The 26,021-nt window shown below is 72.7% G+C and carries 29 protein-coding genes and 2 pseudogenes; 17 read left to right on the top strand and 14 right to left on the bottom strand.

Features of this window, described 5'->3' with window-relative positions; translation table 11 throughout:
- Positions 1-19: 19 nt before the first annotated feature.
- Positions 20-1,159 (top strand): anhydro-N-acetylmuramic acid kinase, encoded by a 1,140-nt coding sequence (locus KBA23_RS05170; RefSeq protein WP_290737604.1) that lies wholly within the window; start codon positions 20-22, stop codon positions 1,157-1,159.
- A gap of 81 nt (positions 1,160-1,240) precedes the next feature.
- On the opposite strand, the pseudogene KBA23_RS05175 reads toward KBA23_RS05170, so the two are convergent.
- Positions 1,241-1,395, bottom strand: a pseudogene (locus KBA23_RS05175) (ISAs1 family transposase); the annotation flags it as partial.
- Positions 1,396-1,797: 402 nt separating this feature from the next.
- On the opposite strand from KBA23_RS05175, the gene KBA23_RS05180 reads away from it, so the two are divergent.
- From KBA23_RS05180 to ampH, 4 genes are all read left to right on the top strand, one after another.
- Positions 1,798-2,310, top strand: coding sequence for a DUF1269 domain-containing protein (locus KBA23_RS05180; protein WP_290737475.1), 513 nt, complete (start codon positions 1,798-1,800; stop codon positions 2,308-2,310).
- Between the two features lie 148 nt (positions 2,311-2,458).
- Positions 2,459-2,695 carry a glycine zipper 2TM domain-containing protein gene (locus tag KBA23_RS05185; RefSeq protein WP_290737478.1) on the top strand — a complete coding sequence of 79 codons (237 nt, stop codon included), beginning with the start codon at positions 2,459-2,461 and terminating at the stop codon, positions 2,693-2,695.
- A 13-nt stretch (positions 2,696-2,708) separates the two neighbouring features.
- Positions 2,709-3,077: a hypothetical protein gene (locus KBA23_RS05190; RefSeq protein ID WP_290737481.1), complete on the top strand. Its 369-nt coding sequence runs from the start codon at positions 2,709-2,711 to the stop codon at positions 3,075-3,077.
- A gap of 209 nt (positions 3,078-3,286) precedes the next feature.
- Positions 3,287-4,435, top strand: coding sequence for a D-alanyl-D-alanine-carboxypeptidase/endopeptidase AmpH (gene ampH, locus KBA23_RS05195; protein ID WP_290737484.1), 1,149 nt, complete (start codon positions 3,287-3,289; stop codon positions 4,433-4,435).
- On the opposite strand, the gene KBA23_RS05200 is transcribed toward ampH, so the two are convergent.
- The gene (locus KBA23_RS05200) at positions 4,422-5,558 is read right to left on the bottom strand and encodes a pyridoxal phosphate-dependent aminotransferase (RefSeq protein WP_290737608.1); all 1,137 of its coding nucleotides are present in this window, start codon (positions 5,556-5,558) and stop codon (positions 4,422-4,424) included. The two genes, ampH and KBA23_RS05200, sit on opposite strands and share 14 nt — an antisense overlap.
- Before the next feature lie 292 nt (positions 5,559-5,850).
- The gene (locus KBA23_RS05205) at positions 5,851-6,192 is read right to left on the bottom strand and encodes a helix-turn-helix domain-containing protein (RefSeq protein ID WP_290737487.1); all 342 of its coding nucleotides are present in this window, start codon (positions 6,190-6,192) and stop codon (positions 5,851-5,853) included.
- Positions 6,193-6,350: 158 nt separating this feature from the next.
- Here KBA23_RS05205 and KBA23_RS05210 point away from each other — a divergent pair, with 158 nt between their 5' ends.
- The gene (locus KBA23_RS05210) at positions 6,351-7,196 is read left to right on the top strand and encodes an SDR family oxidoreductase (protein WP_290737490.1); all 846 of its coding nucleotides are present in this window, start codon (positions 6,351-6,353) and stop codon (positions 7,194-7,196) included.
- A 183-nt stretch (positions 7,197-7,379) separates the two neighbouring features.
- Here KBA23_RS05210 and KBA23_RS05215 read toward each other — a convergent pair whose 3' ends face one another.
- The 4 genes from KBA23_RS05215 to KBA23_RS05230 form a co-directional block, all read right to left on the bottom strand.
- Positions 7,380-8,840, bottom strand: a complete 1,461-nt coding sequence (locus KBA23_RS05215) for an aldehyde dehydrogenase family protein (protein ID WP_290737493.1) — start codon at positions 8,838-8,840, stop codon at positions 7,380-7,382.
- Between the two features lie 75 nt (positions 8,841-8,915).
- A complete protein-coding gene (locus tag KBA23_RS05220; RefSeq protein WP_290737496.1) occupies positions 8,916-9,896 on the bottom strand; it encodes a tyrosine recombinase in 981 nt (326 codons plus the stop codon).
- The gene (locus tag KBA23_RS05225) at positions 9,896-11,443 is read right to left on the bottom strand and encodes a hypothetical protein (protein WP_290737499.1); all 1,548 of its coding nucleotides are present in this window, start codon (positions 11,441-11,443) and stop codon (positions 9,896-9,898) included. The genes KBA23_RS05220 and KBA23_RS05225 overlap by 1 nt, the downstream gene beginning before the upstream one ends.
- Positions 11,440-11,568 (bottom strand): hypothetical protein, encoded by a 129-nt coding sequence (locus KBA23_RS05230; protein ID WP_290737502.1) that lies wholly within the window; start codon positions 11,566-11,568, stop codon positions 11,440-11,442. Before KBA23_RS05230 ends, KBA23_RS05225 begins: the two co-directional genes overlap by 4 nt.
- A gap of 117 nt (positions 11,569-11,685) precedes the next feature.
- Here KBA23_RS05230 and KBA23_RS05235 point away from each other — a divergent pair, with 117 nt between their 5' ends.
- A complete protein-coding gene (locus KBA23_RS05235; RefSeq protein ID WP_290737506.1) occupies positions 11,686-12,300 on the top strand; it encodes a shikimate kinase in 615 nt (204 codons plus the stop codon).
- Complete coding sequence (gene aroB, locus KBA23_RS05240; protein ID WP_290737509.1) at positions 12,297-13,415, top strand: 3-dehydroquinate synthase; 1,119 nt, start codon at positions 12,297-12,299, stop codon at positions 13,413-13,415. Before KBA23_RS05235 ends, aroB begins: the two co-directional genes overlap by 4 nt.
- On the opposite strand, the gene KBA23_RS05245 is transcribed toward aroB, so the two are convergent.
- Together KBA23_RS05245 and KBA23_RS05250 are read right to left on the bottom strand one after the other, a co-directional pair.
- Positions 13,365-13,607: a DMT family transporter gene (locus tag KBA23_RS05245; protein ID WP_290737512.1), complete on the bottom strand. Its 243-nt coding sequence runs from the start codon at positions 13,605-13,607 to the stop codon at positions 13,365-13,367. The two genes, aroB and KBA23_RS05245, sit on opposite strands and share 51 nt — an antisense overlap.
- Entirely contained in the window at positions 13,589-14,272 is a 684-nt protein-coding gene (locus tag KBA23_RS05250; RefSeq protein WP_290737516.1) for a DMT family transporter, read from the bottom strand. The genes KBA23_RS05245 and KBA23_RS05250 overlap by 19 nt, the downstream gene beginning before the upstream one ends.
- A gap of 374 nt (positions 14,273-14,646) precedes the next feature.
- On the opposite strand from KBA23_RS05250, the gene KBA23_RS05255 reads away from it, so the two are divergent.
- Together KBA23_RS05255 and KBA23_RS05260 are read left to right on the top strand one after the other, a co-directional pair.
- Positions 14,647-16,002, top strand: a complete 1,356-nt coding sequence (locus KBA23_RS05255; RefSeq protein ID WP_290737518.1) for a ferric reductase-like transmembrane domain-containing protein — start codon at positions 14,647-14,649, stop codon at positions 16,000-16,002.
- 186 nt (positions 16,003-16,188) lie between these two features.
- A complete protein-coding gene (locus KBA23_RS05260; protein ID WP_290737522.1) occupies positions 16,189-17,031 on the top strand; it encodes a MipA/OmpV family protein in 843 nt (280 codons plus the stop codon).
- 30 nt (positions 17,032-17,061) lie between these two features.
- Here KBA23_RS05260 and KBA23_RS05265 read toward each other — a convergent pair whose 3' ends face one another.
- On the bottom strand, positions 17,062-17,532 hold the full coding sequence (locus tag KBA23_RS05265) for a TerB family tellurite resistance protein (protein ID WP_290737525.1): 471 nt from the start codon (positions 17,530-17,532) through the stop codon (positions 17,062-17,064).
- 173 nt (positions 17,533-17,705) lie between these two features.
- Between KBA23_RS05265 and KBA23_RS05270 the strand changes: the two genes are divergently transcribed.
- The gene (locus KBA23_RS05270) at positions 17,706-18,359 is read left to right on the top strand and encodes a GNAT family N-acetyltransferase (RefSeq protein ID WP_290737528.1); all 654 of its coding nucleotides are present in this window, start codon (positions 17,706-17,708) and stop codon (positions 18,357-18,359) included.
- Between the two features lie 11 nt (positions 18,360-18,370).
- Positions 18,371-19,123 (top strand): annotated as a pseudogene (locus tag KBA23_RS05275) (HesA/MoeB/ThiF family protein); the annotation flags it as partial.
- A gap of 10 nt (positions 19,124-19,133) precedes the next feature.
- Here the strand turns inward: KBA23_RS05275 and KBA23_RS05280 are convergent.
- Complete coding sequence (locus KBA23_RS05280) at positions 19,134-20,102, bottom strand: autoinducer binding domain-containing protein (RefSeq protein WP_290737532.1); 969 nt, start codon at positions 20,100-20,102, stop codon at positions 19,134-19,136.
- A 191-nt stretch (positions 20,103-20,293) separates the two neighbouring features.
- Here KBA23_RS05280 and KBA23_RS05285 point away from each other — a divergent pair, with 191 nt between their 5' ends.
- A complete protein-coding gene (locus KBA23_RS05285; protein ID WP_290737535.1) occupies positions 20,294-20,926 on the top strand; it encodes an acyl-homoserine-lactone synthase in 633 nt (210 codons plus the stop codon).
- A gap of 1 nt (position 20,927) precedes the next feature.
- On the opposite strand, the gene KBA23_RS05290 is transcribed toward KBA23_RS05285, so the two are convergent.
- Positions 20,928-22,160 carry an MFS transporter gene (locus tag KBA23_RS05290; RefSeq protein ID WP_290737538.1) on the bottom strand — a complete coding sequence of 411 codons (1,233 nt, stop codon included), beginning with the start codon at positions 22,158-22,160 and terminating at the stop codon, positions 20,928-20,930.
- Between the two features lie 78 nt (positions 22,161-22,238).
- On the opposite strand from KBA23_RS05290, the gene KBA23_RS05295 reads away from it, so the two are divergent.
- The 3 genes from KBA23_RS05295 (at position 22,239) to KBA23_RS05305 (ending at position 24,465) form a co-directional block, all read left to right on the top strand.
- The gene (locus KBA23_RS05295) at positions 22,239-22,868 is read left to right on the top strand and encodes a DNA-3-methyladenine glycosylase 2 family protein (protein WP_290737541.1); all 630 of its coding nucleotides are present in this window, start codon (positions 22,239-22,241) and stop codon (positions 22,866-22,868) included.
- Positions 22,869-22,989: 121 nt separating this feature from the next.
- Complete coding sequence (locus KBA23_RS05300; RefSeq protein ID WP_290737544.1) at positions 22,990-23,652, top strand: dienelactone hydrolase family protein; 663 nt, start codon at positions 22,990-22,992, stop codon at positions 23,650-23,652.
- Positions 23,653-23,877: 225 nt separating this feature from the next.
- Entirely contained in the window at positions 23,878-24,465 is a 588-nt protein-coding gene (locus KBA23_RS05305) for an HNH endonuclease (RefSeq protein ID WP_290737547.1), read from the top strand.
- Here the strand turns inward: KBA23_RS05305 and KBA23_RS05310 are convergent.
- Positions 24,438-24,911, bottom strand: coding sequence for a disulfide bond formation protein B (locus tag KBA23_RS05310; RefSeq protein ID WP_290737550.1), 474 nt, complete (start codon positions 24,909-24,911; stop codon positions 24,438-24,440). The genes KBA23_RS05305 and KBA23_RS05310 overlap by 28 nt on opposite strands.
- A 115-nt stretch (positions 24,912-25,026) precedes the next feature.
- On the opposite strand from KBA23_RS05310, the gene KBA23_RS05315 reads away from it, so the two are divergent.
- Positions 25,027-25,731 carry a neutral zinc metallopeptidase gene (locus KBA23_RS05315; RefSeq protein WP_290737553.1) on the top strand — a complete coding sequence of 235 codons (705 nt, stop codon included), beginning with the start codon at positions 25,027-25,029 and terminating at the stop codon, positions 25,729-25,731.
- A gap of 4 nt (positions 25,732-25,735) precedes the next feature.
- Here the strand turns inward: KBA23_RS05315 and KBA23_RS05320 are convergent, their stop codons facing one another.
- Positions 25,736-26,014 (bottom strand): DUF2282 domain-containing protein, encoded by a 279-nt coding sequence (locus tag KBA23_RS05320; protein WP_290737557.1) that lies wholly within the window; start codon positions 26,012-26,014, stop codon positions 25,736-25,738.
- Between the last annotated feature and the right edge of the window lie 7 nt (positions 26,015-26,021).

A 26,021-nucleotide genomic window follows, 5' to 3' on the forward strand; every position in this document is an offset into this window, starting at 1 on the left:
GGAAAGGGCGGGGCGGGCGATGCTGGCGCTGGGCATGATGTCTGGAACCTCGATGGACGGCGTCGACGCGGCGCTCGTCGACACCGACGGCGAGACGATCGCTGGCTTCGGCCGCGGCGCGTTCCGGGCCTATGCGCCCGAGGAGCGGGCCGTGCTGCGGGCGGGGCTCGGAAAGTGGCCGGGGGGCGACGGCGTGGCGGCGGTCGCCGCGGTGGTCGAGGCCGCCCACGCCGAGGTCGCGGCGGGCTTTCCCGAGGCGGAGCTGGTGGGTTTCCACGGCCAGACGCTGGCCCATGCGCCGCGGGGGCGCGGCACGCACCAGGCGGGCGACGGCGAGCGGCTGGCGGCGGCGTTGGGGCGGACGGTGGTCTGGGACTTCCGCACCGCGGACGTGGCGAGCGGCGGCGAGGGGGCGCCGCTGGTGCCGTTCTTCCACTTCGCCTGCGCGCGCCGCATCGGCGCGGAGCGGCCGGTGGCGTTCCTGAACCTCGGCGGGGTCGGCAACGTGACCTGGGTCGACCCGCGCGCGGCTGCGCCGGAGGCGGCGGGGGCGCTGCTCGCCTTCGACACCGGGCCGGGGAACGCGCTTCTCGACGACTTCCTCGCGGCGCGGCGCGGACAGGCCTTCGACGAGGGCGGCGCCGTCGCCGCGGCGGGACGGGTCGACGCGGCCGTTCTGGCGCGGCTGGCGGGGCATCCCTATCTGGCGCGAAGGCCGCCGAAGTCGCTCGACCGGCAGGACTTCCACGCCTTCCTCGATGCGGTGGCCGGGCTCTCGACCGAGGACGGATCGGCGACTCTGGCGGCGGTGACGGCGGACTGCGTGGCCGCGGCGGCGCGCTGGTTTCCCGAGCCGGTCGAGCGCTGGCTGGTCTGCGGCGGGGGGCGGCGCAACGTCACGCTGATGCGGATGCTGGCGGCGCGCCAGAATGCGCCGGTCGAGCCGGTCGAGGCCGTCGGGCTCGACGGCGACCTGCTCGAGGCGCAGGCCTTCGCCTTTCTGGCCGTGCGCGTGCTGCGGGGCCTGCCGACTTCGGCGCCCTCGACCACCGGCGCCCGGCTGCCGGTGTCGGGCGGACGGATCAGCCGACCGCGAGACGACCGTCCGTCCACGCGTGGGAGTTCAGGTTCCGGGCGGCGGGCTTCCTTAGCCGACTGATCGGGGTCTTGCGGGGGCGGCGGGTTTGCTGGTCTTGCGTCGCAGGCCCGACCGCTCCGGCCGGAGGTCCTCGCGGGCGTTGCGGATCAGGTTGAGCGCGAAGTGTCGGACGACCGCCATGTTCCTTGCGCCGCGCCCCTTCCCCAGTCGCGACCGATCCTCGTCAAAGGTGACGTCGAGAACCGAAGTCGCAGCTGGTTCCCGATGCCCCGGTACGCCCGCACTGCGCGGGCCAGGTCCTCGACCGGGGCCGGGGACGAAGTAATGCAGTGGCGGGCGTCGTAGCGGCGGCGAAGCTTCAGCTCGACCCGGCTCTCGACCCGCCAGCGGACAGGCGACACGATGCGCCTCGCGGTCGTCCTCGATCACCGAAAGGCGATCGAGCAGCAGGCAGAGGCGCGAGCCTTCGCCGAACCCGGGCGAGGACAGGTCCATGGGGGCTCTCCAAGACAGCCCCGCCAGCGATTCGGTCCATCCCCCAATCCGCAAGCCCCACCAACCTGAGTGCGGAGCCCTGGCGGGAGACTGGCGGGAGACTGGCGGGAGCCGGGCCAATTGACAGCCGCCCGAGCGGACGGGTAACCCGCCCGGGGCGGCCGGTCGAACCGGCGCCCTTTGACAGGGAAGGAGCTACGGACATGGCCGATCTGATCGCGGTCGTCTTCGAATCCGAGGCGAAGGCCGAGGAGGTGAGGAACAAGATCCTCGAAATGACCAAGGACTACCTGATCGACATCGGCGACGCCGCCATCGCGGTGAAGACGGCCGACGGCAGGATCAAGCTCAACCAGCTGATGAACACCACCGCCGCGGGCGCCGCCGGCGGCAGCTTCTGGGGCCTCCTGATCGGCGTCCTCTTCCTCAACCCGCTCGTCGGGGTCGCGGCCGGCGCCGCGGGCGGCGCCATCGCCGGCGCGCTGACCGACGTCGGCGTCAACAACCGCTTCATGAAGGACCTCGCCGCCGAGGACATCAAGCCGGGCGAGGCGGTGCTCTTCGTCCTCGTCAAGCGCGTCACCGGGGACAAGGTGCTCGAGCAGCTCAAGGGCGTCGGCGGCCGCATCCTTCAGACCTCGCTCGACCACACCCGCGAGGAGGCGCTCCGGCAGGCGCTCGCCGGACACGTCGCCGCCGAGGCCCCGCAGGCCTGAGGCCGAACCGGCCGGGACCGACGCGGCCGGCCCATCGCACGGGCTGGACCGCGCCGGGTTCTGCGGCTAATCTCCCGCCCGCACGCCGCGGCATCCGGACGCGCAAGATCCGGCGACGCGGCGGCATGGGCAGCTTTCGAGGTGAACAATGGCACTGAAACCCGCATGGGCGCTTCTCGCCGGCGCAGCCATCGCGCTGACGGCCTGCGCCGACATGACCCCTGAACAGAAGCACGAGATGGGCTGCGTGGCGGGCACCGCCAGCGGCGCGGTCCTCGGCGGCCTCGCCGGATCGCTGATCGGCGCCGGCACCGGCCAGGCGGTCGCGATCGGCGCCGGCGCCGCCATCGGCGGCTTCGCCGGCAACCGCCTGACCTGCGGCTGAGGAGGAACGCGACATGCGCACGACCCTGACCCTCGCCGCGGCGACGCTCGCGCTCTCGGCCGGCCTCGCCGCCGCCCAGGATGCGGCCGCCCCGGCCGCGACCGACATCACCGACGCCCATCTCGCGGCGGTCGACTCCAGCAAGGACGGCGCCGTCAGCGAGAACGAGTTCGTCGCCGCGGTGACGAAGATCTTCAGGTCGCTCGACGCCGACGCCAACGGCGCCGTGACCTGGGTCGAGGCCGAGGGCAAGCTCGCCCGCGAGCACTTCGACGCCTTCGACGCCAACAAGGACGGCCGGATCACGCCGCCCGAGGTCGAGACGCAGGCCAAGGCGGACTTCGCCGCCGGCGACCAGGACAAGGACGGCGCGCTCAACTGAGCCGCCCGGACCGGCCCGCGCCGCGGGCCGGTCCTTCCCCTTCCTCCCCTTTTCCACGCATTTCCGGCCGCTTCCGTCCGATGACGCTTGCCGCGCGAAGCGACCGTGGCGCACAGTTGCGCGCACTCCGTCCGGCCGCGTGCCAGCGCTGCCGGGCGCGGGCGCGCGCCCCGCGTGACGTCCGTGTCGCGCCCCACGGGAGAGCCACGATGTCCTGCGCCCCGACCCCCCGCCTCCTTGCCGCCTTCCTCGCCTGCGCCTGTTGCGTCGCGTCGCCCGCCGCGGCCGAGGACCGGCTCCTCGAGGAGACCGTCAACTTCTCCGGCGCCATCGCCTGGCTCGGCTCCGGCGCCCCCGCGATGATCATCGCCGCGATCCGCGACGGCGAGACGGCGGTGGCGGGCTTCGGCGAGGCCGCGGACAATTCCGGCCGGGCGCCCGACGGCGACACGCTGCTGCGCATCGGCTCGATCTCCAAGGCGTTCTGCGGCGACGTGACGGGGTCGCTCGCGGTCGAGGGCAGGCTCGGCCTGACCGACCCGCTGGCGAACCACCTGCCCGGCTGGACGGTGCCCGAGAAGGACGGCCGCGCGCTCCGCCTCATCGACCTCGCCACCCAGTCCTCCGGCCTGCCGCGCGAGGTGCCGAACCAGACCGGCGGCACGCCGGACGATCCCTTCGCCGGCAACACGTGGGAGCTCTCAAAGAAGGAGCTCGCCGCCGACCCCTTCCTCTTCGCCCCGGGCACGGGGGCGCTCTATTCCAACTGGGGCTTCGACCTCCTCGGCGCGGCGCTCGCCCATGCCGGCGGCAAGCCCTACGCCGAGCTTCTCTCCGAGCGCATCCTCCAGCCGAACGGCATGACGGCGACGAAGTTCGACCTCGCGCCCGGCGACGAGGACAACGCCATGCAGGGCCACAACTTCGACGGCGCGCCGATGCCGTTCGCGCCGACGCCCGAGACGATCCAGTGCGCCGGCGGGCTCTACACCACCGCGAACGACGTGCTGAAATGGCTGGCCTGGCACCTCTCCGACAGCTCGGCCGAGGATGCCGAATGGCGGCGGATGCTGCATGCCGGCTGGCTCTGGCGCGACGGGCTCTCGCCGGTGTCCGGCCTCGACGACGGCGGCGAGATGGCGGCGATGGGCCTCGGCTGGGTGGCCGTGGCGCCCGAGGGCAACCGGCCGATGCTCCTGCAAAAGACCGGCGGCCTTCAGGGCATCTTCTCCTATGTCGCGATCGCGCCCTCGCGCCGCACCGGGGTCTTCATCGCCATGAACCGCTTCAGCGTCGCCGGCTTCCCCGGCATGGTCGAGATGGCGAACGAGCTCGTGGCCTCGCTCACCCCGCGCTGAGCCGCGCCGCGGCCAGCGCCTGCGGCAGGACCTCGGCGAGGACGTCGAGATCGGCCGGCCGGCCGGCGCTCACCCGGATGCAGCGGTCCTGCGGCGCGACGAAGGGCATCCGCGCAAAGACGCCGCGCTCGACCAGACCGCGCAGGACCGCCCGGGCGAAGTCGCCGTCGCGGCCGCAGTCGATGGCGACGAAGTTCGTCGCCGAGGGGAGCGCCATGAGCCCCGCCGCCGCCGCGATCGCCCCGATCCGCGCCTTGGCCGCCGCGACCTCGGCCCGCACATGGCCGAGCCACCCCGCGTCGGCCAGCGCCGCGATCGCCCCCGCCTGTCCGATCCGGTTCACCCCGAAATGGTTCCGCACGCGGTCGAAGGCCGCGATCAGCCCGGCCTCGCCCAGCGCATAGCCGACCCGCGCCCCGGCGAGGCCGTGGGCCTTCGAGAAGGTGCGCATCCGGATCACCCGCGGCTCGGCCATGTCGAGCGGCGGGACGACGCCCGCCGGCGCGAAGTCGGCATAGGCCTCGTCGAGGCAGAGCACGGCGCCCTCCGGCAGACCCGCAACCAGTGTCTGCACCTCGGCCGCGCTGCGCCAGCTCCCCATCGGGTTGTCCGGGTTGGCGAGGTAGACGAGCCGCGCCCCGGTCCGCCGCGCCAGCGCCAGCAGCGCCTGCGGGTCCTCGGCGTCGTCGCGATAGGGCGCGGCGTGCCGGACGCCGCCGAAGCCCGCGACATGGTAGTCGAAGGTCGGATAGGCCCCGAGCGAGGTCACGACCGCGTCGCCGGGCGCGACCATCAGCCGCACGAGGCAACCGAGCAGGCCGTCGATCCCCTCGCCCACGGTGACGTTGGCCGGGGCGACGCCATGATGGGCGGCGATGGCCGTGCGCAGCTCCCAGGCCTCGGGATCGCCGTACATCCACGCCCCGGCGGCGGCCTCCGCCATCGCCGCCACGGCGCGCGGCGAGGGGCCGAAGACGCTCTCGTTGGCCCCGAGCCGCGCCCGGAACGCCGCGCCGCGGGCGCGCTCCTGCGTCTCCGGCCCGACGAAGGGCACGGAGGCGGGCAGGCTCGCCGCCAGCGCCGTGAGCCTCGCCGTGGCCTTCGAGGCCGGCGCCTTCCACATCGTATCCGCCAACTTCGCCTCCTCTGCGAGCCGAGCCTAGCCTAGCCTAGCCTAGCCCGGATTTCTCACCAGCGCATTGGGGACGGCGTCGGGGCGCCGTTCGTTGGTTTCGCGGTAGGCTCTGGCCTGTCTGGGCGCGCAGGTTCTGTGCGCCAGAGCCGGCGAGTCTACCAGGCCACCCGGCGCAGCACGGGCTAACACGCGTGATAGATAGGGTAACTACCTGAGTATAAACGATAAAAGCGTCAAAGGCCAAAAAGCGCCCGCGAGTCGTTTCATGAGCCCGCCGGTATCATTCCGTCGGTTCCCCGGCCTCCCAGTTCGCGACGATCCTCGGCAGGCTGATCTCGATCCAGTCGGCAAGGATCCGCACCTTCTCCGCGGCTTCGACCCCGAGCGGCGTCAGCGCGTACTCGACCCGCGGCGGCACCACCTGGAAGTCCCGCCGCTTCACCATGCCGTCGGCCTCCAGCCATTGCAGCGTCTGCGCCAGCATCCGCTCGCTGACCCCGCGCACCTTGCGCCGAAGATCGCTGAAGCGATGCGTGCCGGACTGCAAGGCGATGAGGACCAGAACGCCCCAGCGGCTGGTCAGATGCCGGAGAACGGCGCGCGAGGGACATTCCGCCGCCATCAGGTCTCCGCGCCCCAGCCTGGCCGAAAGCCCGGCCGGCCCCTCGGCAGTCCCGTCGCCGGCATCCATTTTCACACTAACCTTTCTGTGCGTACTTACGGAAAGTCATTGTATGCTCCATATCGCGCCTGTCACTAGCCGAAACAAGGAGTTTCCCCATGATCATCGCCGTCACCGGCGCCACCGGCCAGCTCGGCCGCCTCGTCGTCGACAAGCTGAAGAACAGGGTTCCCGCCGCCGACATCGTCGCGCTGGTGCGCTCGCCGGAAAAGGCCGCCGATCTCGGCGTGACCGCCCGCGCCGCCGACTATGCCCGGCCCGAGACGCTCGACGCGGCGCTGGCGGGTGTCGACACCCTGCTGCTGATTTCCAGCAACGAGATCGGCCAGCGTGCGAAACAGCATCACAACGTGATCGAGGCCGCCAAACGGGCCGGAGTCAAACGCATCGTCTACACCAGCCTGCTGCGCGCCGACGCCTCGCCGCTCAACCTCGCGCCCGAGCACGCCGAGACCGAGGCGGAACTGAAGGCTTCCGGCATCGCCTGGACCATCCTGCGCAACGGCTGGTACACCGAGAACTACACCGGCTCCATCGCGCCCGCGCTCGCCAACGGCGCCTTCTACGGCAGCGCCGACGGCGCCCGGATCTCGTCCGCGCCGCGCGCGGACTACGCCGAGGCCGCGGTTGCGGTCCTGACCAGCCCCGGCCACGACGGCAAGACCTACGAGCTGGCCGCTGACGACGCCTATACCCTTGCCGACCTCGCCGCGGAGATCTCGAAGCAGACCGGCAGGGACATTCCCTACCGGAACATCCCCGAAGCCGACTACGCCGCGGCGCTGAAGGGGGCGGGCCTGCCGGAAGGCGTCGCCGCCGCCATCGCGAGCTGGGACGTCGGCGCCTCGCAGGGCGCCCTCTTCGACGACGCGCGGCAGCTTTCCCGCCTGATCGGCCGCCCCACGACGCCGCTGTCCCGGAGCGTCGAGGCCGCTCTGGCCTGAACCCGCCAACGCGCGGCGGGCAAGCCCCGCCGCGCGTCCACCGATCTGCAACAGGGCCGGACCAGGGCGCGAATGCCCGAGTCTTTTTCTATGCATATGGATCGTGCATGGACCGTGCATGGAAATCATATCCGCCGATTCCGCCAACCCGCTGCCGTCACACGCACATCCGGCCCTCCCGGATCAGTCGTGGCGGATGACCAGCGTGCGCAGCGTCGAGAACGCGAGCAGCGCCTCCCATCCCTTCTCCCGACCGTGGCCGGACTTCTTGACGCCGCCGAACGGCAGCTCGATCCCGCCGCCGGCGCCGTAGCAGTTCACGAAGACCTGCCCGACCTGCATCCGCCGCGCCACCCGCAGCGCCCGGGCGCCGTCGCGGGTCCAGACCCCGGCGACCAACCCGTAAGGCGTTGAATTCGCAAGCGCCACGGCGTCGGCCTCGTCGTCGAAGGGCAGGACGGCGAGCACCGGGCCGAACACCTCCTCCCGGGCCAGCCGGTGGCCGCGCGGGACCGGGCCGATCATCTGCGGCTCCACGAACCACCCCTCCGGCGACGCCTCGGCCACGATGCGCCCCCGCGCGATCACCGGCAGGCCGTCCGCCGCCGCGAGCGCCTGGTATTCCTCCACCCGCGCCCGCTGCCGCAGGCTCACCACCGGCCCGAGCTCGCCGTCCATATGCGGCGGCGTCGCCCTGACCCTGCGGAAAGCCTCTGCGATCCTTGGCAAAATCCGCTCCATGCCCGCCCGCTCGACCAGGAGCCGCGAGCCCGCCGAGCAGGTCTGTCCGGCATGCTGGGTGATCGCCGCGACCACCGCCGGCGCCACCCGGTCGAGATCGGCGTCGGCAAAGACGATCTGTGCGGACTTGCCGCCGAGCTCCAGCGTGCAGCCGACATGGTTCGTCGCCGCGGCCGCCTGCACCGCCGCGCCGGTCTCGGCCGAGCCGATGAAGGACAGGAAATCGATGCCCGGATGCGCCGCCAGCGCCGCGCTCGCCGTGGCGCCGAGGCCGGTGACGACGTTGACCGCGCCGGGCGGAAATCCGTTGCGCGTCATCAGGTCGGCGAGCCTGAGCGGCGTCAGGCAGGCGTCCTCGGCGGGTTTCAGCACCACGGCGTTGCCCATGGCGAGCGCCGGCCCGAGCGAGCGCGGGAACATCTGCGCGGGATAGTTCCACGGGATGATGTGCGCCGTCACCCCGTGCGGGGTCCGCTCGGTGGCGGCGAAGTAGCCGTTCTGGAACGGAATGGTGGCGCCGCAGACCTTGTCGGCGGCGGCGCCGTAGTACTCGAAGTATCGGGCGCAGGCGAGCACGTCGGCCCGGGCCTGGGCGATCGGCTTGCCGGTGTCGCGCGCCTCGAGCGCGGCGAGTTCGCCCGCGTGGGCGAGGACCGTCGGCGCCATGGCGGACAGGAGCCGGCCCCGCTGGACCGCCGGCAGCCCGCCCCATTCGCCCGCCAGCGCCGCGCGCGCGGCGGCGATGGCGAGGTCGATCTCCGCGCCGCCGCCGGCGGCGATGCGGGCGAAGGGCTGGCCCTCCGCGGGCGCGTGCACGTCGAGCCAGTCGCCGGAGACGGGTTCGAGCCATCGGCCGCCCACGAGGATGCCGGTGATCGTGAAGGGCAGCGTCGCGTCGGCCATGAGCGTCTCCAGAGGGCGCGAGTCGCCCGCGCCGAACGCCCGATGCTAGACCGGCCCGGGCGGGCGCGTCGCCCCCTAGGTCGCGTCCGGTCCGGCCGGGGCAGGGGCCTCCGGTTCGGCCGGGGCAGGGGGCTCCGGTTCGGCGAGGGGATGCTTCTCCAGCACCAGCTCCTTCAGGCGGGCGTCGAGCACGTGCGTGTAGATTTCCGTGGTCGCGATCGAGGCGTGGCCGAGAAGGGTCTGGATCACCCGGAGATCCGCTCCGTTCGCCAGCAGATGCGTCGCGAAGGCGTGGCGCAGCGCGTGCGGCGAGACCGCCGCCGGCGAGACGCCGGCCTCCGCCGCAAGCGTCTTGATCAGCACGAAGAACCGCTCGCGCCCCGGATGGCCCTTCCTGCCCCGCGCCGGGAACAGGAACGGCGAGCGGGCCTTGCCCTCACGCGCCGCCGCGTCCTCGGTGGCGTCGCGCGCGGCGAGCCAGGCGGCGAGCGCGCGGCGCGCCGGATCGGAAAGCGGCGCCATCCGCTCGCGCCCGCCCTTGCCGCGGATCAGGATCATGCGCGGGTCGCCGCGCACCGCGGCGGCGGGGAGCGCCACGAGTTCGCTCACCCGCAGCCCGGTGGCGTAGAGGAGCTGCATCAGGCAGGTCGTGCGCAGCCGCTCCGCCGGGGTTCGCCCGTGCCGCTCCGCCGCGTCGAGCAGCCGGTCGACCTCCGCCTCCGATAGCGTTCCCGGCAGGGCGCGGGCCTTGCGCGGCCCCTTCAGCAGCGCGCCCGGATCGTCCGTGCGCCAGCCCTCCAGGAAGGCGAAGCGATAGAATTGCCGGATCGCCGACAGCCGCCGCGCCCGCGTCGCCTGCGCCATGCCTCGGTCCTCCAGCGCCACGAGATAGGCCTCGACGTCGGCCCGCGCGGCGCTGGCGAAGTCGCGCCCGCGCGGACGCAGGAAATCGGCGAAGTCGGTCAGGTCGCGGGCATAGGCGGCGAGGGTGTTCTGCGCCGCGTCGCGTTCGGCGCGGAGCGCCTCGAGAAAGCGCGGCAGCCAGCCCGCCGCCATCAGGCCGGCCCCGGCAGCAGCAGCGCCTGGAGCGCGATCGCGCGGGCGGCGTCCGTCTGCCCGGCCGTCCGGAGCGCGAAGAGCGCGGCCTCGAGGCTTGCGGGATCGACGCCGGGCCCCGGCGCGACCAGCGCCAGCGCCTCGACGATCGCGAACCCTGCGCGGCCGGCCGCCACCTCGGCGCCGAGCCGCTTCTCGCGCTCGTCGGCGGGCTCGCGGTCCGCGAGGCCGGAGAGCGCCGCGGCGAGCCGCGGGTCCGCCGGCGGGCCCGAAGGCGCCGCGCCGACGCCGGCGACGGCGAGAAGCGCCGCAATACGGGCGTCCGGCGTCGGACCCGCCGCCCGGCTCGCCGCGCCGCTCTCGCCGCCGAGAAGAAGGAGTTCCACCACCTCGCCCCGCGCCTCGGCGGGCAGCTGCGCGGGGTCGATCGCGGCCAGCGCCGGGGCGTAGGCCGCGGCGAGCGCTGCGCGCAGCCCGCGCTGCGACAGCGCCGCGTCCGCCGCCGCGAGCGCCGCGGCGATGCCCGCGGGCTCGCCGGCGGCCAGCGCCGCGTCGAGCGCCTGCGTCGCCGCGGCCCGGTCCCAGATGCCTCCCGAGGCTGCCGGCGTCCCCGACCGGTAGGCGCCGAGAAGCGCGTCCGCGCCGGCGGAGCCTGCCAGCGTCAGCCGCTCCGCCGCCTCGATCCGCATCCGCATCGGCGTGTGCTCGGTCAGGTCGCTCCACAGGAAGGCGAGCGGCAGCTGCCCCGGCGGTCGCGGCAGCCCCACCGCCTCGCGCAGGGTGAAGTCGAGCGCGGTCAGCGGCCGCGGGATCGGCGGCTCGGGATCCTCCTCGAAGAGCGCCGGATCGAGGAACCGCGCCAGCAGGGCCTCCTGCTCCGGGGAGATCGACCCCACGCCCTGGCCGAGCGTCAGCGTGATCTCCGCCGCGTTCCAGTCCCCGCCGCGGGCGAGGCAGAACACCCGCGCCGGCAGCGTCGGCGACAGGGCCGGATTGCGCCGCAGCGCCTCGCATTGCGGCTGGGCCCGCTGCGTCAGGAGCCCGACGTCGAACCACCGCCGGAAAAGCTCCGGCGTCTCCGGTCCGGCGGCGAGGATCACGCCCTCCGCCTCGTCGAGCGCGCCGAGTTCGAGCAGCCGGTCGAGTCGCGCCAGCAGCACCACCGACCCGGGTCCGGACCCGGCCGGCGGGTCGGCCTCGGCGAGCAGCACCCGGCGGAAGAGCGCGCGCGCCGCCGGAGAGCCGGCGACGGGATGCTCGAGCACCAGGGCGCGCACCTCGTCCGCCGTCGCGTCGCCCCAGAGCCGCCGCGGCAGCCCGCTCACGTCGGGCTTCAGCAGCCCCACGGCGTCGCGGCTGACAGGATCGAGCGGCGTCACGGTGATCGCGCCGGTCGTCGGTCCATCCGCCGTCCTGGGGCGCGGCGGCGGCAGCGTCGGGATCGAAAGCACGACGCTGTCCGAGAGCCAGGGAATGGCGCTGCGTGGCTGCGCCGCCGCTCCGGTCGCCACGAGCCCGGCGACGAGCGCGAGGCCCGCGCGCCTCATCGCGGCTCGACCGGCAGCGAGATCTCGCGGGTGGGAGCGGGCAGATCCGACAGGAGGGCGAAGCCCGCAAGACCGATCGCCCCGAGGACGACGAGCCAGAGCAAACCCTTCAACGCCAGTCGCATGATATCCTGCTCTGCCCGCGCGACTTGACCGCCGCGTCTCGACCTGCTCAATCGTCGGCGCAACGGCCGCGACCTTTGGCAGGACCTTATCCCGGGCAGGGCTTCCCGACAATCGCCATGATCGATCGTGAGACCTCCCCCGACCCGGCCAGTCCGGCCAGGCCGCTCCACAGGCTGACGCGGCCCGTCGTGCTCGTGGGCCTGATGGGCGCCGGCAAGACCAGCGTCGGCAAGCGGCTCGCCGCCATGCTCGACGCGCCGTTCACCGATTCCGACGCCGAGGTCGAAGCCGCCGCGCAGATGACGATCCCCGAGATCTTCCGTCTCTACGGCGAGCCCGCCTTCCGCGACGTCGAGCGCCGGGTGCTGGCGCGCCTTCTTGCCGAGACGCCGCGCGTGTTGGCGACCGGGGGCGGAGCCTTCATCGAGCCGCGGACCCGCGCGGAGATCGCCGCCCGCGGCGTCTCGGTCTGGCTCCGCGCCGATCTCGACGTGCTCTGGGACCGCGTGCGCGATCGCCCCGGCCGGCCGCTCCTCGAGGCTCCGGACCCGCGCGGCGTGCTCGCCGGGCTGATGGAGCGGCGCTATCCGGTCTATGCGCTGGCCGACGTCACGGTGGAGAGCCGCCGCAAGGCGAGCCACGAGGCGACGGCCCGCGCGATCATTGCCGGCCTCCTGGAGCACGACGGCGCGCGGCCGGACCTGCCACCCACCCTGGAGAACATCGCGTGACCCCCGAGACCGTCCGCGTCGCGCTCGGCGACCGCGCCTACGACATCCTGATCGGCCGCGGCCTCGTCGCCGAAGCGGGCCGCTGGATCGCGCCGCTGCTCAAGCGGCCCCGCGTGGCGATCCTGACCGAGGAGCGGGTGGCCGCGCTGCACCTCGCGGCGCTGGAGACTGCCCTCGCCGCCGCCGGGATCGAGTCCCGCGCGCTGGCGTTGGCCCCGGGCGAGGCGACCAAGGGCTGGCGCGGGCTCGAGACGGCGGTGGAATGGCTGATCGCCGAGAAGGTCGAGCGCGAAGACCTCGTGATCGCCTTCGGCGGCGGGGTGATCGGCGATCTCGCCGGCTTCGCCGCGGCGATCCTGCGCCGGGGCGTCGGCTTCGTGCAGATCCCGACGACGCTGCTGGCCCAGGTCGACAGCTCGGTCGGCGGCAAGACCGGCATCAACTCGCCGCGCGGCAAGAACCTGATCGGCGCCTTCCACCAGCCGCGCCTCGTCCTCGCCGACAGCGCGCTCCTCGACACGCTGCCCCCGCGCGACTTCCTCGCCGGCTACGGCGAGGTGGCGAAATACGGGCTCCTCGGCGACGCCGCCTTCTTCGCCTGGCTGGAGAGGCACGGGCCCGCGCTCGCCGCCGGCGACGCGGCGGCGCGCATCCACGCCATCCGCCGCTCCTGCGAGATGAAGGCCGGCATCGTCGCCCGCGACGAGACCGAGCAGGGCGAGCGCGCGCTTCTCAACCTCGGCCACACCTTCGCCCATGCGCTCGAGGCGGCGACCGGCTATTCCGACCGGCTCCTGCACGGCGAGGCGGTCGCGGTCGGCTGCCTCCTCGCCTTCGAGACCTCGGCCGCGCTCGGCCTCTGCCCGCAGGAGGCCCCGAGCCGGGTCGCCGCGCATCTCGCCGCCATGGGGATGAAGCGCGGCCTCGCCGGGATTCCGGGCGAGTTGCCCGACGCGGACGGGCTCATGGCCCTGATGGAGCAGGACAAGAAGGCGAAGGCCGGCCGCATCGCCTTCGTTCTCGCCCGTGACATCGGCGAGACCTATGTCGAACGCGGCGCCGACCTAGGCGTGGTGCGCCGGGTGCTGGCGGACGGGCTCGCGGCGCGGGCGTGAGGCGAGCGCCACGCCGACGGCGGTGATGGCGACGCCGACGCCCTTCGCCGCGTCGAGCGGCTCGCCGAGGAACGCCCAGGCCCCGACCGCGGCGAGGATCGGCACCACCGCGGCGAAGGTCGCCGTCCGCCCGGCGCCGAGCCGCTCGATCGCGTAGAAGAACGTGTAGGTCGCTACGAACCCCGACAGCACGCCTTGCAGCAGGGTCTGGGCGACCAGCGCCGCACCGGGACGGCCCCGAAATGCGTGCCGAAGAGTCCCGCGAGGACGAGAAACCCCGCTGCCGCCCAGAAGGCCAGCATCGCCGCCGCCGGCAGTGCGGCGAGGCGCGAGCGCCGGAAGGCCACGGTGTAGATCGCCCAGTTGAGCGAGGCGCAGGCGAAGAGCACATGCCCGCGCCAGGCGCCGGGCGCGCCCGCGGTCATCGCCCCCCAGCCGCCGACCGCGAGCCCGCCGGCGACGAGGAACGCGAGCCCCACCGCCTGCACGCCGCCGATCCGCTCGCCCAGCGCGAAGCGGGCGATCAGCGCGACCCAGAGCGGCAGCATCGCGGGCGCGAACACGCCGGCGTCGGCCACCGGCGCGTAGCGCATCCCGCTCGCAAGCAGGAACACGAAGGCGACGCCGCCGCACAGCGCGAAGACCGTCGCGTCGCGCCAGGTCGCGCCGGCGGGGATCGGCCCGCGACGAAACAGGACCGGCGCGAACAGGATCGCGGCCGGCGCAAAACGCATCAGACCGATCTCGATCGGCCCGAGCGCCGTGGCGACGGCGGCCCGCGTCGAGACGAGGAAGCTCGCCCAGATCACCAGCGTCGCCGCCAGCGCGGCCCAGGCGAGGATGCGGTCGCGCGTCATGGGATACCCCCGGATTCGGCCTCGGAGCGGATGATAGCGGCAAGTCTACCATGCGACCCGGCGCAACACGGGCTAACACGCGTGATAGATAGGGTAACTACCGGAATACACACGATAAAAATCCTTAAGGTCAAAAGGTCCGCGAGTCGTTTCATGAGCCCGCCGGTATGAGACATCTGGGCAAGTCGGTCGATTCTCGCCGCCGGGCCCCTCGACTGCACGTGGCATGATTTCGTCATCCCTCGAAAGATCCCCACGTGCTCGGCCTGTCCTTCGCTCGCTTGCGCCCTCTCCGCGTGCGCTCTACTACTCGGGCCGGTCGCCCTCGGGATCATTCGCTCGTCCGCGGCCTCGGGCCGAGGGGAGCCGCTCGAATGAGACCCATCAAGGTCGCGCTCTGGGGCGGACTGGCGCTGCTGGCCGGGCTGTGGCTGCTCGCCGATCCGGGCGCCTTGTGGCCGAGCGGCTTCTTCGCGCTGCGCGGCTCGATGGTGCAGCTCAGCGGCATCCTTGCCATCGGCTGCATGAGCCTGGCGATGATCCTCGCGCTGCGTCCGCGGTGGCCCGAGCGGTGGCTCGGCGGCCTCGACAAGATGTACCGCCTGCACAAGTGGCTCGGCATCGCCGCGCTCGTCCTCGCCGTCTTTCATTGGCTCTGGGCGCAGGGACCGAAATGGGCCGGGGCGCTCGGCCTGCTCCAGCGACCGGCGCGGGGGACGCCGCCGGAGATCGTGAACCCGCTGGAGCGGCTTCTCCAGTCGCAGCGCGGGCTCGCCGAGGGTATCGGCGAGTGGGCGTTCTATGCCGCCGTGGCCCTTATCGTCGTGGCGCTGGCGCCGCGTATCCCCTACCGGCACTTCTACGGAACCCACCGGCTGCTGGCGGTCGCCTACCTGGTGCTGGCGTTCCACGCGGTGGTGCTGACCCGGTTCGCCTACTGGACGACCCCGCTCGGGTTGCTGCTGGCCGTCCTGCTCGTCTGCGGCGTCGTCGCCGCGGTCGTCGCCCTGCTCCGGCGGGTCGGCGCCGGCCGCAAGGTGCAGGGCACGGTCACGCGCCTGCACTACTACCCGGACCTTCGCGTGCTGGAGGGCGACGTCGACGCCCCGCAGGGCTGGCCCGGACACAAGCCCGGGCAGTTCGCCTTCATCACGACGGACGAAGCCGAGGGGGCACACCCCTTCACGATCGCCTCGGCCTGGAACCCGTCCGAGCATCGGCTCACCTTCATCACCAAGGAGCTGGGCGACTACACACGCCGCCTGCCCGACACGCTGCGGGTCGGGCAACCGGTCAGGATCGAGGGGCCCTATGGCTGCTTCACCTTCGACGACGACCGCCCCCGGCAGATCTGGATCGGCGGCGGCATCGGCATCACCCCCTTCGTCGCCCGCATGAAGCAGATCGCGATGGATCGGCGGGCCTATTCCGGCCGGCCGCACACGCAGGCGGTCGATCTGTTCCACACAACCGCCGACTACAGCGAGGAGGCGATCGGCAGGCTGCGAGCGGACGCTGCCGCCGCCGGCGTTTACGTGCACGTCCTGCACGACGCGCGCGACGGGCAACTCAGCGGCGAACGCATCCGCGAGGCCGTCCCCGACTGGCGCGAGGCCAGCGTCTGGTTCTGCGGTCCGGTCGGCTTCGGGGCGGCGCTGCGCGCGGACTTCGCCGGTCATGGTTTCGACGCCGGCGCCCGCTTCCACCAGGAGCTTTTCGCCATGCGCTGAAGGCGTCGTTCCGGGCGGCACAGGGCTGCACACCCGTGGCGAGCCCGCGGAAGACGCGCCGGTTCTCCGACAGACCCTTCGAGCTTCAAGGTCGCCAAGAAAGCCCGGCGAAACCCCGGGCCGTCGCCTTGCTTTCCCGGCTCTTATCGTATTTGGTGAATGGTGAACCACCGGCCGGAGCCACGAATGTCGCGTATCGTCTGTCGCCTTTTCCTGATCGCCGCCGCGGCGCTCGCGACCAGCGCCGCGCAGTCCGTGGCGCAGACGACGCTCGATCTCGCGACCGAGGAGCAGGATCTTTCCGCCTTCGACCCCGCCCGTCCGGCGGTGCGCTTCACCGTCGGCGCCGGGGCGAGCTACACCCCCGACTACTTCGGCTCCGACGAGTACAGCTTCGGCCCCTCGGGCGTCCTGCGCTTCGACTACGTCCGCCTGCCCGGCGGGTTCGAGTTCGGATCCTCCGGCGCGGCCGGCTTCCTGCGGGGCTTCGGCCCGCGCGGCACCGCGCGCTACATCGCGGAGCGCAATGCGAACGATCACAGCGAGCTTCGCGGCCTCGACAATGTCGACGCCTCCCTCGAGCTCGGCCTCGGCCTCGGTTACGACGCCGAATACTGGCGCGCCTATGGCGACCTGAGCTACGGCTTCATCGGCCACCACTCATGGGTGGGCGAGTTCGGCGCCGACGCGATCCTGAGGCCGAACGACGCCTGGGTGGTGAATTTCGGGCCGCGGGCCTACTGGGGCTCCTCGCGCTTCATGGATACCTATTTCGGCGTGTCCGAGGCCGAGACGAACCGCAACCGCTCCACCTTCGACAATGCCTACAGCCCGTCCTCCGGTTTCTACAGCGCCGGCGTCGAGCTCGGGGCGCGCTACTCCTTCTCGGAGCACTGGGGCGTCGAGGGCAAGGCGACCTACGAGCGACTGATCAACGACGCGGCCGATTCCCCGATCGTCGAGAGGGGAACCAACAACCAGTACGGCGTCCAGGTCCTGATCACCCGCAGCCTCGGTCTCGGCTTCTGATCAACCCCGCGCGCGGCCCTCGCGGCCGCGTCAGCTCCAGGGCCCGCGCCGCGGCTCCTGCGCCTGCTCCCGCTCGACCCGCTGGCGGGCGAGGCCGCTGTCCTGGTCGGTGACGCCGATCAGGTTCGCCACCAGCCGCAGGAAGGTCCGCCCCTCGGCGTCGACGCCGTCGGCGAGGCCCACGCGCCACAGCGCCTCGATCACGCCCACCCGCTCCTCATAGGGCACCGCATCCTTGATGAGCCGCGTGAAGCGCACGGTGTCCGGAGCAGCGGCCTCCGCCGTCTCCGCCTCGGCGCGCAGGTCCGCCGCGGCCAGGGGGGCGAGGCCGTAGCGGTCGGCGAGGATCCGGTCGATCCGCCGTTTCTCGCGCCCGCTGTAGCTGTCGTCCGTGCGCGCCAGTCGCACCATCAGCGCGGTGAGGGCGAGGCGGCAATCCTCGGGCGCGAGCGGGGCCGGATGCGGCGGAGCGGCGAGGCGGCGGAGGAGATCGGCGAGCATGCCGCCGATATATCCGTCGTGAGCGCGCGCCGCCAGCCGTGCGGGCCCAAGATCGCGCGATCAACCCCGCGGCCGGGACCAGCGGCGTCTGCTCGCCCGCAGGGGACTCCCCGGCGACGATGTCTTGCTCCGGACAGGGGCGCGGACTTACGTGTCGCGGGTGGAGGTCGCCCATGACCGTGTTCCTCGTCGTCGCCGCCACTGTCTTCGCCCTGCTCGTCGCGCGCCTCGTGCGGGCGCGGCGGGGGGCGTGGCGCTATATCCTCGGTGCAGCGGCCGTCGCGCTGGCGGCGTCGCGGCTGCTGTCCGAGGGGGCTTCCTATCGGACCGAGGTGGCGGTCTGGGCGGAGGCCGCGGTCTGGATCGGCGTGGCCCTCGCGCCGGTAGCGGCCTATGCGTTCTGGGTGCGCTCGTTGCGACGGCGGACCGGGATCGGCGCCCCGCCCTCGCGGCCGCGGGGTCTCGTGCAGTTCGACGACGACGCCCTGCTCGCGGCCGAGACGGCCGCGGCGCTGGCCGCGGAGGCGCCGGGGTCGCGCGTCTCGCTCGGCTGGCGCGGCGCCGACGGCTCCCTCGAGGGGCACGTGCGGCTGCGCGTCGCCGGTGAGACGGCCGAGATCGAAATGCTGCGGGTCGCGCCCGCGGCTCGCGGTCGCGGCGTCGGCGGCTCGCTCCTGCGCGCCGCCGAGGGCGAGGCGCTCGCGCTCGGCGCCCGGCGGATCGGGGCCGCGGTGGGCGAATGGCAGTCGCCCCGGGTCTTCGCCCGCGCGGGATACCTGCCCACGGGCGGCGCGGCCGTGCGGCGCTGGATGGAGAAGCCGCTGTGACGCTGTCGTCCGACGAACTCGATCGTTACGCCCGCCACATCGTGCTGCGCGAGGTGGGCGGACCGGGCCAGCGCCGCCTCGGCGCGGCGCGGGTGCTGGTCGTGGGGGCAGGGGGACTCGGCTGCCCGGCGCTGCTCTACCTCGCGGCGGCCGGGATCGGGACGCTCGGCGTGATCGACGACGACACGGTGAGCCTCTCGAACCTCCAGCGGCAGGTGCTGTTCGCAACGGCCGATGTCGGGCGGCCCAAGGTCGCCGTCGCCGAGGAGGCGCTGCGGCGGCTCAACCCCCATGTCGGGGTCGAGGCCATGGAGGCGCGGCTGACGGAGACGGGCGCGGAGCGGCTGGTCGCGGGCTGGGATCTCGTTCTCGACGGCAGCGACAACTTCCCCACCCGCTACGCGGTCAACGCCGCCTGCGTGGCGGCGGGCCGGCCGCTGGTCGCGGCGGCGATGAGCCAGTGGGAAGGACAGCTCGCGCTCTGGGACCCGGACCGCGGCGGACCCTGCTACGCCTGCGTCTTCCCCGAGCCGCCCGCGGCGGGGCTCGCGCCGTCGTGCGCCGAGGCCGGGATCGTCGGCGCGTTGCCCGGGGTAATGGGCTCGATGATGGCGCTCGAGGCGATCAAGCACGTGGCGGGCGCGGGTGAGGGTTTGCGCGGCCGGCTCGTGATCTTCGACGGGCTCCACGGCGAGAGCCGCCGCATCGCGACGCGGGCGCGGGGGGATTGCGCGGTCTGCGGCGGCCGGGGCGCGGTCCGCTAGTCCAGGTCTGCTAGGCCGCAGGAGAATGCGCCGGGTCCGGGCAAGGGGTGCGGAGGCGGGCGAGGCGGCGCAACGGGGCGCCGGTCGGAGCGACGATCAGGCGACCGACGGCGGTCACGTCGGGAGCTGCAAGGATGTCGGACTTGGTGAGCGGTGCGTCAGCCAGCAGCCCGATGCGCGTGGCGAGGATCGCGGCCTGCACCACGGTCCTGGTGCGGAAGAGCGTGCAGATCGAGTGCTCGAGGACGGCGTACGAGCCGGATTGGTAGCTTCGCTGGCTGAGCTTCTCCTCGGTGACGCCGAGGGCGAGGGCGCGCAGGATTCCGAGCTGGTCGTCGGTGGGGTTGAAGGTGTCCGGCCGCTCGGCGGAGGCCAGCCGGCAGAAGCTGTCGGCGAGGTACATGCCGAGATTGGAGAGGTCGTCCTCGTAGCGTTCGAAGCGGTCGCGAAACGCTTCGAGGTCGAGTGGCGAGCAGACGGAAACCGCCAGCCTGTCGCCGCGCACGGTGACGATCGGGCGGGTGTAGCCGGCCGGGCCGACGCCGTGCATGGCCGCGTCCTCCCAGAAGGTGCGGGCTGCCGGCACGGTGCGGTCGAAGCGATCCCAGAAGAAACCGTGGTCGGTCGCGAGGCAGGTGCGGGCGACAGGATCGACGGCGAAGTAGCGGCGATCGACGTAGTGCGAGATCCATGCCTCGGGGTAGGTCGTAAGCACCTTGGTCGAGAAGTTCGTCGATGCGGCTTCGCTGATCACGTGCAAGGTGACGTGGCTGAGGTTCATCGCGTTGGCGAGCCCGCCGAGCAGCGCGATCAGTTCGGAGAAAGACTCGGCTTCGAGGATCGAGTCGGCGATCCTGTCGGTTCCCACGCAGCGCAGAACGTCGAGGTCATCGAAATCGACCCGCGCCTGGATGCGGTTCAGGTCCGAGGCGAGATCGTTCCTGCCCGCGCGCGCCAGAAGGTCGATCGCCTCGCGCATGGACTCTTCCGCCCAGCCAGCCATTCACGGTCCCTCGGTACTCACGGCCAAAGCTACTCACTCAGGCGAGAGTCCGTCGCAATGGTGAACAGCTCGTTAAGTTGCGGTGTGTGAGTGTCTCGAACATATAAAGAACATTTCAACCATGGGCGCAGTAAGCCTGGCGACAGTTGGTTGTAAGGAGAATCAGGATGTTTCTCGCCGTCGACAATGCCGGGCTGGCGGAATGCCGGGAGCTGCGCCGATCCATGTTCGCGCACCGCGCAAGTCAGTTCGTCGGGAGGCACGGGTGGCCGCTGCGGCTTGATGCCCAAGGGTTGGAAATCGACGAGTACGACGACGGGGGCGCCACCTATTGCATGGTCGAGGAGGAGGGACGCCATCGCGCCTCGGTGCGGCTGCGGCCTGCGGCGACGGGGTGCATGGTCGAGGACCACTTTCCCGGGCTTTGGCTCCGTGGGGGTTCGCTGCGGCAGGAAGTGGAGATCTCGCGCTTTTGCGCCGCCCCCGGGCTTGCGCCCGACGAGCGGCTGACGGCCGTGTCGGACCTGCTCCTCGGGCTCTGCCGCCACTGTCAGCGGAACGACATCGGCAGCATTTTCGGGGTGGTCTTTCCGTCGGTCGCCCGCGTTATCCGGCAGGCAGGGTGGGCCGGCAAGGTGCTGAACGAGGTGCGGGGCGCGGACGAGAGCCTGATGCTCGTGCAGTGGACGCCGAGCGAACGGGTAGCCTGGGCCATCCAGGAGCGTCGCGAGCTGCGCGAGGAAATCTGGGCGCAAAGACGGGAGGTGGCGGAACCGGTACGGCGGCAGCTGGTCGCCTAGGCTAGGCCGGCCGACGGCGCTCGGAGAGGACGAGCCAGACCAGCGCCCCGAAGGCGGCGACGAGGAACGGGATCATCGCCAGGTTGACCGAGACCCATCCCTCGGCCGGCGAGCCGCCGGAGCAGTTCATAAGCCCCCCGGACGCGAGCGAGGTGAGGCCGACGCAGCCGAACACGATGAAGTCGTTCATCCCCTGCACGCGGCCTCGCTCTTCCGGGCGGTAGGCGGAGGTGAGCAAGGTCGTCGCGCCGATGAACCCGAAGTTCCAGCCGAGACCAAGGAGCAGGAGCGCCAGGTAGAAGTTCGCGAGATCGACGCCCGCGAGCCCGGCGAGGCCGGCGCCGGCGAGGATGCCGAGACCGGTCGCGGTCACCGGCAGCACGCCGAAGCGGTCGATCAGCCGGCCGGTGAAGAAGGCGGGCGCGAACATCGCGAGCACGTGGCCGCCGATGACGTCGGCGGTCTGAGCGGTGGCGAAGCCGCAGCCCACCATCGCGAGCGGGGTCGCGGTCATCACCAGGTTCATCAGCGAATAGGCGACCGTCGCGACCAGGATCGCCACCGCGATCCGGGGTGTGCGCAGCAGGTCGAGCCGGCTGCGGATCGGGGGCGCGTCGGCGTGCGGCTCGGGCGGGGGCGGGCTGTCGAGGAAGACGAAGAGCCCGAGCCCCGCGAGGTTGATCGCCACGACCGCGAGGTAGGCCCCGGCGAAGGGAACCGGCGCAAGCAGGTCGGCGGTCGTCTTGACCACCTGCGGCCCGATCAGCGCGGAGACGAGGCCCGCCGCCATGACGGCCGAGATCGCGCGCGGGCGCCAGGTGTCGGACGCGCCGTCGGCGGCGGCGAAACGGTAGAAGCCGTTGCCGCACATGTAGATGCCGACCGCGAGCGAGCCGAGGAGGAAGAGGCCGAAGGAGCCGAGCCACAGCCCCGCTGCGCAGAGCCCTGCCCCAAGCGCGCCAGCAAGGCAGCCGACGACGAATCCCGGCCGCCGGCCCCGGCGCTGCATGAACCCGGCCATGACCGGAGCGGTCGCCATCGAGCCGAAGACGATCATCGAGATCGGCAGGGTCGAGAGGCACTTGTTCGAGGCGAGCATCTGGCCGGCGAGGCCGCCGAGGATGAAATGGACCGGCAACTGCGCCCCGAGCAGCGCCTGCGCGAGGACGAGGACGCGGACGTTGCGACGGGAGCGGACGTCGTCGGGGTCCGCGAGGGCGTCTGATCGGGCCATGGCCGCCTTCTAGGCCGGGTCGCGACGCGGGCCAAGGCCGCATTGCGCCGCGGCGGCGGCACGGGCTAGGCAGGCGACATGGTCGGGCGCATCATCGAGACGGACGCGGACGTCGCGGAAGGGGCGGCCTGGCTCGCCGCGCGCGAGCCGTCCTTCGCACGGGCTCTGGCCGCCACGGGCCCGCTTCCCCTGCGCCGCCGCCCCGACGGGTTCGAGACGCTGTTTTCCGCGGTCGTGAGCCAGCAGGTGTCGACGGCCTCGGCCGCGGCGATCTGGCGGCGGCTCGAGATGATCGGCGCGACGCGGCCCGAGGGTCTGCGGGCGTCGAGCGACGAGGCGCTGCGGGCGGCCGGATTGTCGCGGCAGAAGATCGCCTATGGCCGGGGGTTGGCGGAAGGAGGCGTCGATTTCGACGCGTTGCGCGCGATGCCGGACGTCGAGGTGGTGGCGGCGCTGGTGCGGCTGAAGGGGGTCGGGGTCTGGACGGCGGAGGTCTACGCGATGTTCAGTCTCGGGCGGGCCGATGTGTTCGCGCCGGGCGATCTCGCGTTGCAGGAGGCGGCGCGGCTGGTCTTTGAGTTGCCTGCGCGGCCGCGGGAGCGAGAGCTGCGCGAGATGAGCCTCGAATGGTCGCCATGGCGCGGCGTGGCGGCGCGGCTCCTCTGGGCATATTACCGGGTCGCGAACGGCCGCGAAGGGGTCCGGTAGCGCGGGCAGCGGCACGACGTCGCACGTCATAATGCGATGATGTTGCTGCAGTTTTCCGACACGCTTGCGGCGGCGAGGGATTGTCCATAACACCGCACGGCAAGAAGCCGAGGGGCAGGACATGACCAAGCTGACCGGGCCGTCGCGGCCCGCCGCTTCCGGGAAGGCGACGAGCCAGGTGATCTTCCTCCACGGCTACGGGGCCGACGGCGAGGATCTGGTCGGGCTCGCCGGGCCGCTCGCGCCGCACCTGCCCGACACGCGCTTCTTCGCGCCGAACGCGCCGGAGCGCTGCCTGAACAATCCCATGGGCTACCAGTGGTTTCCGATCCCCTGGCTCGACGGGTCGGATCCGGCGGCGGCGGCCGTGGCCGCCGGGCGGGCGTTCGCGGCGCTCGACGCCTGGCTCGACTCGGTGACGTCGGAGGAGATCGGACCCGGGCGAACCGCGCTCTTCGGTTTCTCGCAGGGGACCATGATGGCGTTGCAGGTCGGGCTGCGGCGCAGGGTCGCGCTTGCGGGGATCGTCGGCTTCTCGGGGCGGCTCCTGCGGCCGGAGAAGCTCGCCGCCGAGATCGTCACGAAACCGCCGGTGCTGCTGGTGCACGGGGACGAGGATCCGATGGTGCCGGTGGCGAGTCTCGCCGAGGCGTCGGAGGCGCTGCGCGCTGCCGGCGTCGAGACGGCGACGCATGTTTCGCGCGGCGTAGGGCACGGAATCGCCCCGGACGGGCTCGGCCTTGCGGTCGGGCTCCTGCGCCGCGTCCTGGGGGCCGAGGGCTAGGTCCGCCCGGGGCGCGCGCGGGGCAGGGCGGAAGGGCGGCCGTCCCGCGGCGTGCGGGACAGGCGCGCCGTCACATTTCCGCCGTCGCGGCGAGCTAGCCTGGCGGAGCCCGTCGCGGCGCGCGCTTGATCTTGAGGCTTGCGAGTCATGGCCGGCGAGATATAGTTGGAATTGACGTTGCGCATTGCAGCATGCTGTGGCGCGGCGTCCGGCCAGGGAGCGGCGATGCTGCAAGCGACCCACATGCCGAGCTTCGTGCGGAGCCCTGCCGGCCTCCGCGACCATCCTGCGCTGGTCCTGAACGCCGACTTCCGCCCGCTGAGCTACCTGCCGCTGTCGCTCTGGCCATGGCAGGAGGCGGTCAAGGCCGCGGTGCTCGACAGGGTCGTCGTGGTGGCGGAGTACGACGCGGTGGTGCGCTCCCCCTCGGTGGTGTTCCGAATACCATCGGTGGTGGTTCTCAAGGACTACATAAAGCCGGTAAGAACCACCGCCTTCACCAGGTTCAATCTGTTTCTGAGAGACGAGTTCACCTGCCAGTATTGCGGCGCCAAGGACCACCTGACCTTCGATCATGTCGTCCCGCGCTCGAACGGGGGCCGCACCATCTGGGAGAACGTCGTGGCGTCCTGTGGACCCTGCAACCTGCACAAGGGCGCGCGGACGCTGCGGCAGGCAGGGCTGACCCTGCGGCGCAAGCCGGTTCGGCCGACGCCGGAGCAGTTGCAGAACGTCGGGCGAAAATTCCCGCCCAACCATCTTCACGAGAGCTGGATGGACTATCTCTACTGGGACGCCGAGCTCGAGGCGTAGGCTCGGGCCCAGAGAAGCGCGAGGACGGCGGAGGCGAGGCCGTTCCAGACGGCCATCGACAGGCCGAGGAAGCTCCAGGCGATCTCGTCGCAGCGCGTCACCGGGGCGTTCAGGATCTGCTGGAGCAGTTGCTCGGGCGTGAGGCCGGCCACGTCGGGCGCGACACAGGTGGTCGGACCGGTCCACCAGCCCTGCTCGATCCCGGCATGGTAGGCGGCGATCCCGGTCCCGACCAGCATCGCGAGCGCGCCGAGCATGGCGAGTTCGCGCCGCGGCCAGACGAGGAGCGCGAGACCGAGCGCGACCGCGACGGCGTGCGGCCAGCGTTGCAGGATGCAGAGGTGGCAAGGAGCGTAGCCGCCGAAGTGCTGGAAGGCGAAGGCGGCCGCGAGGAGCAGCGCCGAGCCCGCGGCCGCGCCGATCCCGGCGCGCTGGAGCGGGCTCATCTCGCGCCCCCGGCGATGGGTTCGGGTAACACGTCCTTCACGCCTCCGGCCGACAAGGTTGGCGTCAAGCATCATGGCGTGGGGGCGGGGTCAAGGCCGCCCGGGAGGGAGACAGGTGGCCGAGACGCGAACTCCCCGGCTCCTCGGGCTCGGGTTCCGGCTCCTTGCGCTGACGGCGGCGAGCGTCGGGTTCGCGGCGGTCTGGTCGGGGCGGGCGGAGCCGGAGGCGGGGCCGCTCTCGTCGGAGCGCGCCGGGGTGGCGGCGGCGCTGTCCGAGGCGGCGGCGGCGGAGGCGGGCACGGTCTTGCGGGAGCGGATCCGCGTCGAGCGGAATCTCGAAGTGGCGCCGACGCAACTCCGGCTGTTCTCGCGGGCGGCCCCCAACCCCTGCACGGGCGGCGCGGCGACCGCCGGGGCGTTCTACTGCGCCGAGGTGCGGATGCTTGCGATCGACCTCGCCACCCTCGACGGGATCCGGGCGCGGATGCGGCGGGACGGCGAGGCGGCGGTGGCGTTGTTCGCCGGGCGCGCCGCGGCGGCGCCGGCGCAGGAGGCGCTCGGGACGGACGCGGGCACGGCGCGCGAGCAGGCGGCTGCGGGAGATTGCCTGGCCGGAGTCTGGGCGGCGCGCTCGGGGCTGCGGGGCGTGTCGCCGGAGGTCTACGGGCGGACGCTGGTCGCGGCGGCGGAGGCGGTGCAGGCGGCGTCGCGGGGCGCGGCCGTGGACGCGGCGCTGTTCGCGCCGGGGGCGGAGGGGGCGCGCAAGGCCGCCTTCGCCCGGGGCCTCGCCGCGGGGACGATCGCGAGTTGCGCGTCGTGACGGGTCAGGGCAGGTCGCGCTCGAGCGGCAGGTAGGCGCCGCGGCGCGGCGTGCCGTCGGCCTGCGGCGGCAGCGGCAGGATCGCGCAGCGCCCGGCCGGCGTCCAGGTCCAGGCGTCCCCCTGGTAGTCGATCGTCGCGCCGCCCGGCGTCTCCGCTTCGCCGATTCCGTCGTTGCGGCCGGCAGGCGAGACGCCGTAGCAGCGTTCGGACTGCTGCGCCTGCGCCTGCGGGGCGAGGGCGAGCGCGAGGAGGACGAGGGCGGCGTGGCGGCTGTCGGGCATTGTGGGG

The sequence above is a fragment of the Amaricoccus sp. genome, assembly GCF_017995835.1.
Lineage (GTDB): Bacteria > Pseudomonadota > Alphaproteobacteria > Rhodobacterales > Rhodobacteraceae > Amaricoccus.